The sequence below is a fragment of the Streptomyces palmae genome (assembly GCF_004684805.1).
Lineage (GTDB): Bacteria > Actinomycetota > Actinomycetes > Streptomycetales > Streptomycetaceae > Streptomyces > Streptomyces palmae.
In genome coordinates this window covers 92,476-98,564 of the sequence record NZ_SRID01000001.1, presented here as the reverse complement: position 1 = coordinate 98,564, position 6,089 = coordinate 92,476, and the positions used below count along the sequence as shown (strand labels likewise).

Annotated in this window: 7 protein-coding genes; 5 read left to right on the top strand and 2 right to left on the bottom strand. The window is 69.3% G+C overall.

Features of this window, described 5'->3' with window-relative positions; all coding sequences use genetic code 11:
• The first annotated feature begins 25 nt into the window (after positions 1 to 25).
• Both E4099_RS00365 and E4099_RS00360 read left to right on the top strand, forming a co-directional pair.
• A complete protein-coding gene (locus E4099_RS00365) occupies positions 26 to 1,444 on the top strand; it encodes a phenylacetate--CoA ligase family protein (RefSeq protein WP_135336827.1) in 1,419 nt (472 codons plus the stop codon).
• Positions 1,441 to 2,364, top strand: a complete 924-nt coding sequence (locus tag E4099_RS00360; protein WP_135336826.1) for a hypothetical protein — start codon at positions 1,441 to 1,443, stop codon at positions 2,362 to 2,364. The genes E4099_RS00365 and E4099_RS00360 overlap by 4 nt, the downstream gene beginning before the upstream one ends.
• A 216-nt stretch (positions 2,365 to 2,580) precedes the next feature.
• On the opposite strand, the gene E4099_RS32745 is transcribed toward E4099_RS00360, so the two are convergent.
• The gene (locus E4099_RS32745; RefSeq protein ID WP_167828236.1) at positions 2,581 to 2,748 is read right to left on the bottom strand and encodes a hypothetical protein; all 168 of its coding nucleotides are present in this window, start codon (positions 2,746 to 2,748) and stop codon (positions 2,581 to 2,583) included.
• 19 nt (positions 2,749 to 2,767) lie between these two features.
• Positions 2,768 to 3,046 carry an antibiotic biosynthesis monooxygenase family protein gene (locus tag E4099_RS00355; protein WP_135336825.1) on the bottom strand — a complete coding sequence of 93 codons (279 nt, stop codon included), beginning with the start codon at positions 3,044 to 3,046 and terminating at the stop codon, positions 2,768 to 2,770.
• Between the two features lie 112 nt (positions 3,047 to 3,158).
• Here E4099_RS00355 and E4099_RS00350 point away from each other — a divergent pair, with 112 nt between their 5' ends.
• The 3 genes from E4099_RS00350 (at position 3,159) to E4099_RS00340 (ending at position 5,922) form a co-directional block, all read left to right on the top strand.
• Positions 3,159 to 3,722, top strand: a complete 564-nt coding sequence (locus E4099_RS00350) for a TetR/AcrR family transcriptional regulator (RefSeq protein WP_135336832.1) — start codon at positions 3,159 to 3,161, stop codon at positions 3,720 to 3,722.
• Between the two features lie 360 nt (positions 3,723 to 4,082).
• Complete coding sequence (locus E4099_RS00345; protein WP_167828242.1) at positions 4,083 to 4,580, top strand: RDD family protein; 498 nt, start codon at positions 4,083 to 4,085, stop codon at positions 4,578 to 4,580.
• 46 nt (positions 4,581 to 4,626) lie between these two features.
• A complete protein-coding gene (locus E4099_RS00340; RefSeq protein ID WP_135336823.1) occupies positions 4,627 to 5,922 on the top strand; it encodes a DUF1266 domain-containing protein in 1,296 nt (431 codons plus the stop codon).
• Positions 5,923 to 6,089: the final 167 nt, after the last annotated feature.

Below are 6,089 nucleotides of genomic sequence, written 5' to 3'. Positions count from 1 at the left end.
GGCGGGGTGAGGGTGGAAAGGGACCATGTTCGACGCGGGGATACGACAGTTCCGGATGGCGCTGGCCATGGTGCTCGGCCGACCGATCAATGTGCGTTCCGCCGAGCGGCTCGTCGAGGACGCCCTCGCGACGCTCGCCGAGTTCGGCTCGCCCGGTGAGGACGTCGAGCAGTTGCTGCACGGCGCCGCCGCCGGTGAAGCACAGATGCGCACCGACCTCACGAACAGGGCTCTGCGCCGCACCGCGAAACGCCTCGCGGCGAAATCGCCTTTCTACGCTGACCACTTCGCCGCGGCGGGCGTCGACCCGGCCACACTGAGCCTCGAGAACATCGGCACCGTGCCCGTCACCACCAAGACCGACCTGGTCAAGCGGCCGCGGGACTTCCTGTGCAGCGAGCCCTTCCTCGCATCCCGCACCACCGGGACGACGGGGCGGCCCACTGAGGTCTGGTACTCCCGCTACGAGGAGCGCCTGTGGCCCGCGCTCGTCGCCCTCTCCCAGGTAGTGCGCGGCAACATCCGCACCACCGACATGATCCAGTTCAACGTCAGCTCTCGAGCGACCGGCACGGCGTACACGGAGATGCAGGTGGCACGCATGGCCGGAGCGACGATCCGGATGGTGGGCCTGATACCGCCCGCCGAGACGCTGGACGTCACGGCGGGAACCGACGAATCGGCGCCGACTCTGATGGTCACCTACCCCAGCTACCTCGGCCAGTTGGTCCGCCTGGCTCGCGAACGCGGGCTCGGACCCGCGGACTTCCGGCTGCGTAGCATCGCCGTGGGCAGCGAAGTACTCTCACCCGCACTCGCGGCCGCTGCCGAGGCCACCTTCGGCGCCGCCGTCGAGGACCTCTACGGCATGACCGAGATCTCGCCGGTGGCGGGCGCGCTCTGCCGGCAGCGGCATCTCCACATCGACGGGGGCGTCGGACTGGTGGAGGTGTGCGATCTCGACACCGGGAGGAAAGCCGCGCCCGGAGAACTCGGCACGATCGTGGCCACCCCGTTCTACCCCTACCGGGAGTGCATGCCGGTCTTCCGGTACGACACCCGCGACCTGGTGCGGCAGCTACCCGACGCACCACTCGACTGCGAGATGCAGAACGTGCCGGCGACCTCGCACATCCTCGGCAAGGCGGACCATGTGCTGCGCACCCAGGACGGTCCGGTGACCTCGCGCGACATCGTCGAGGTCCTCGATGCGCTGCCCGGCGCGCGCTGGCCGATGCGCTACGGCGCCGAGGTGGTGGACGGTCGGCTGCACGTCACGGTGGCCGCCTCCTCGATACCGGAGACGACCGGCATCGCGCGTTACTTCGCCGATGCGGGCATGGATGCCACGGTCGACGTCGTACCGGTGGAAGGCGCCCGACTGCGCCGCCTCCGCTGCGATCTGCTCGAGCACAGCTTCTCCTCCATCGGGGGTGCCGCATGACCGCCGCACAGGACGTGTTCTTCGTCCTCGTGACCCTCGCGATCGCACTGGGTGTCTCACTCGCGTCGGTCGGCTACTTCCGGAAGGTCACGCTGCCCCGTCCCCCTGTCGGCGTCTTCAACGGCAACGACATGGTCATCATGATGTGCTTCGTGATCGCACTGCCCTTCTTCTATCTCGCCCTTCCGGGCTGGCTGTTGCCGCCCGTACTGGGTCTGACCCTGGCCAGTGGGCTCAGCGTCGCTTACGGGGCGGTCGTGCGGCGGGGGTTGGTGCGCTGGTCCCTCATCATCTGCCTGATGGCCGCCGACTGGCTCACCGCGCGCAGCGCCGAGGACGATCCCACCCACGCGCTGCCGTACTGGCTGATCAACAGTGTGGTCATCCTGCTGATGGCGGTCGGCGCGGCCAACCTCAACACGCAAGGTGGGTTGAAGCTGCGGCACGTCTCCCGCTTCGCGCTGGCGCTCGCCGTGTACGACCTCTTCTTCGCCACCGTCGTACCGCTCACCCAGAAGCTGTTCGGCGCGGTGCAGGGCTACGCCTTCGCACCGTCGGCCGGGGTGCGCATCGGTGAGTTCGGCGCCGTCGTGGGCATGGGCGATCTCCTGGTCTACGCCCTCTTCACCACCGTGGCCTACAAGGCGTACGGACGTCAGGGGCTGGCCTTGGCCCTTTGCCTGGTCGCCGTGTTCGGCGCGCTGGCACCGACTCTGACGCCGATCACGATCGAGGCTTTCACCGGGCATCTTCCCGAGATCGTGCCCGCTCAGATCTTCTTCGGTCCGGCCGCCTTCTTCGGGTACCGCGTGCTGCGGCGCAGCGGCCCGGAGCGGCGCATGGTCGATGTCCGGCCGCCCGCGCGGCTCGCGCCGGCCCACGGAGAACTGGAGACCGCGGGCCCTCGCACTCGCCCGTGAGCGGAAGGACTCCTGGACGTCGATGACGATCAGTGCTCGTGTCACGCCCCCAGCGTCAGCCGTACGGACGGCCGGCGACAGGCCGCCTCGGGCCCCGACGCGGATGGATCCGGTCAGCCGATCCCTGCGGTCGCCTCGCTCAGCAGAGGAACCCGACCATCGGACGGCCTCGCATCGCAGTGGGCGTCGGGCGGCCGTCACGCCGGCAGGGCTCGCCTACCCCTCGCGGACCTCGGTCCAGGCCGTGCTGGTGCGCCGCCGGGTTCGGGTCAGCTTGCCGTCCAGCGGGACCGCCCGCCCCGCCACCCGGGCGGGAGCCGGGACGACGGCCGCGGCGTCCTCGGCGACCCGGTCCTGCTCGCCCGCGCCCCGCTGGACAGGCAACCACAGGTGGTGGAGTGGGTCAGGCCGCCTGGAGCGGAACGACCGTGCGGGGGCGTGATTCGCGCTCGTCGTAGGTGACGTCCACTCCCGCTTCGTCTACTGCAGCGAGCGACGCGATGCGCGCTTCCTCGGACTCCCACTGCACGATCGAAATCACTGCGTCGCCGGACACCCAGCACTCACCCGAGAGGCATCCCGGTGTGCGCAGCATGACCTCACGGACTTGATGGACGCGCGAGATGAACTCATCGCGGTAGGCGGGGTGCGGATAGTGGTAGGCCACCATTCCTATCTTCATGACGCTCTCCTTCGCTCCTCGGGCGTACGAGGTCACCGCAAGCATTATACGCTGGCGTATAACGTAAGACTAGATCGAATATACGGCTGCGTATATTCGGTGGGTGAGTGAGGTGGGACACATCGTGGGCGCTTCCCGGACACCACGCGACAGATGGGTGGAGGAAGGTCTGCGGGCGCTGGCCGACGGAGGCCCGGACGCCGTGAGAGTCGAGGCGCTGGCGAAGCGGCTCGGCGTCACCAAGGGCGGGTTCTACGGGTACTTCGACGACCGCGACGCTTTGCTGAAGGCGATGCTCGACACCTGGGAACGGGAGAGCACTGACGAGGTGATCGAACGGGTCGAACACGAGGGCGGCGACCCCAGGACCAAGATCCGGCGCGCGGGCGTGCTGACCTTCTCCAGTGACCGGCTGCTCCCCATCGACCTCGCGGTCCGTGACTGGGCCCGGCGTGACGAGGCGGTCGCCGAGCGCCTGCGGCGGGTGGACAACCGGCGAATGGCCCTGCTGCGGGAGATGATCGGCACCTTCTGCTCCGATCCCGAGGAGGTCGAGGCTCGCAGCCTGATCGCCTTCTGCATGGCGATCGGACAGCACTCCCTCGCCGCCGACCATGAAGGACGCACCCGGGCGGAGGTTCTCGACCGTGCCGCCGGCCTGATCCTCGACTCCTGAATCCCGAGCTGTCCTCGACCTTGGTTCGTCCGGGGGGTCGGGGGCGGAGTCGAAGATCCCGCAGCACCAGGCTGTGGGGCACCACGGGTGCTGCCGATGGGCGGGACGCGGGCGCCGGGCCGGACGGAGTCGGCCCATGATCTATGAGGCCGAGTTCCTGGCCGTGCCTGTCCACTGCGGTAGCGCCGGCCCCCTTCTCACCAGTGGTCGGCGCGACGGTGCACACCAAGTGCCGCGCGTTCTCAGCGGCGTACAGCTCTTCCGGCCGGCTCGTGATGTCCGCGTTGCCGGCCGTCCACCGCGGCGACGTCTGGAGACCTGGGTTGTGGTCCGGCCGACTGCTGCTGTTGGATCACATGCGTGGAGCTTCAGCAATCGATCGCGGACAGCCCCTACGGGTATCCCGGCTGGCGCGATGTCCCGTACGTGGGCGAGCCCCAGGGTGCGGGGCTGGACGAGGATGTGGTGGGCCGTTTCGGCGCTCGCCTGGCCGCCCGCCTGCTCGACACGGGTGTGCTGGTCGCCGCCATATTCCTGGCGAGCCTCCTCGCCGACTACGCCGGCGATGTCTTCCTGGCGCTCGTCTTCGTGGCCGTGGTCGGCGGGTACGAGCCGGCGCTGACCTCGGTGTACGGGGCCACGCTGGGCAAGCGGCTGTGCGGGCTGCGGGTCGTCCGGAGCGGGGACGGGCGCGGGCCGGGCTTCGGCCGGGCGCTGTGGCGCTGGGTCTGCGTGCTGATCGGATGCGCCGTGCCCGTCCTGTGGATCGTCAACCTGCTGCGGTGTGCCTGGGGCCCCTACCGTCAGTGCCTTCACGACAAGGCCGCGGGCACCGTCGTATGCCGCGCGGAGCACTGAAACCCTTCTCGACAACGGGTGATCTCGCGTCGATATCGTGTTCGGCATGGGGTTGTGGAAGAGATCTTTACCCGCCGCGCAGCAGCCGGTGTGGGGGTGGCAGGAATGGGACTGGCAGCGGTGGCAGCCGCCCAGTGCCATCGAGCGGCGGCTGTTGGAGGCGAAGTCGCGCGGCGACTGGGCGGGATATCTCGAAGTGGTCCTCCACACGGACCTGTTCTTCGCCGATGAGCGGGCGCTGGCCGACGCCGAGCCTGGCATGTTCCGCCTCACCCGGCAGTGGAACCCGCATGTGCAGGCCGAATGCGTGGCCCTGTTCACGGAGGGAATTCTTCCGCCGCCCGATCCGGAGATGGTCTTCCAGTCCCTGACGCTGGACTGGTACGCGAGCGACTGGAACGAGAAGCGAGCGCCCTGGGTCGCCATCAACCCGGGCACCCCCTGCGAAGCTTTTCTCCCCGCCGCCAACCCGCAGGTCAGAGCCGTCTGGCGACGGCACACCGACGATATCGACGGCTGCGGCTACGCCCACCCGCACGGACAAGTACGCGGCCTGTCCGTGGGCGGACCGCTCCAAGGCCCAGTCGCGCACGGCCTTGCCTGCGCCGCGCTGCTCTTCGTCAAGAACGGCGAACTGTGGAACTCCATGGCCCACCACGGCATCGGCTACAACGACGAGAAGCGCAGGCTCAAGGAGTGGTGGGGGGTGACCTCCCGCCAGGAGTGGGCCGGCACACAGAAACGTTTGCTCGAGGCCGACATGGTCAGTCCGGTGTGGGAGTTCGCCCTGGGCGTCCGCCGCTCCCTCGCCCAGGACTTCGCAGGCCCAGTCGAACTGGACCACTGGCGGCACGTCGCCGAGCGCGTCCTGCGGTACAACGCCGCCCAGGGCGCGCAGCCCCGGATCACCCCCGATGGAGTCACCGCGGCTCGCCCCCGCAGCACCCACGAAGTCGAGGCGGAGGTCGCCGGAGTGCAGCGGCTCATCGGGCGGATCGCCCGCTACGAAGCCCGGTTCCGCGCCGACGGGCTGCTGGCCGCCAACGCCTTCGTCCGCTCCGTCGAAGCCTGGGACTACGGACGGGCCTCCGGCATGGCCCGCTGGGGTATCGCCGCCCGCTATTGCACCCTCCAAGAGGCCGAACAGGCCGTGGTCGCCGCCGGCCGCGCCAGTGCCCGGAACTACCGCTCCTGGCCGGAGTTCTCCGCCGCCTACATCCTCGGCCGCTGTCTGCACTTCGACGAGGAAGAGTTCGGCAGCTGGTACGAGGACATGCTCACCGCCCACCGCGCCCTCACCACCGACCCCGCCAGCCCCTGGCTCACCATCCCTTGGAACTGATGCCCGGAAGGCCACACGTGTGGCCGCACCGGGCCGTGCACGTGGCAGGAACGAAGTCGGGCGACAGGGGTGACTCTCCCGCTACCAGATGGCGGGGCCGGGCGGGCCGTTCCCAGGTTTGGCCGGTTGTCCGGTCAGCCGGTGGCCGGGGTGTGATCGGTACGAAG

Coding starts and splice junctions, on each gene's coding strand:
- E4099_RS00365 (WP_135336827.1), top strand. CDS start 26: ATGTTCGACGCGGGGATACGACAGTTCCGGATGGCGCTGGCCATGGTG.
- E4099_RS00360 (WP_135336826.1), top strand. CDS start 1,441: ATGACCGCCGCACAGGACGTGTTCTTCGTCCTCGTGACCCTCGCGATC.
- E4099_RS00355 (WP_135336825.1), bottom strand. CDS start 3,046: ATGAAGATAGGAATGGTGGCCTACCACTATCCGCACCCCGCCTACCGC.
- E4099_RS00340 (WP_135336823.1), top strand. CDS start 4,627: ATGGGGTTGTGGAAGAGATCTTTACCCGCCGCGCAGCAGCCGGTGTGG.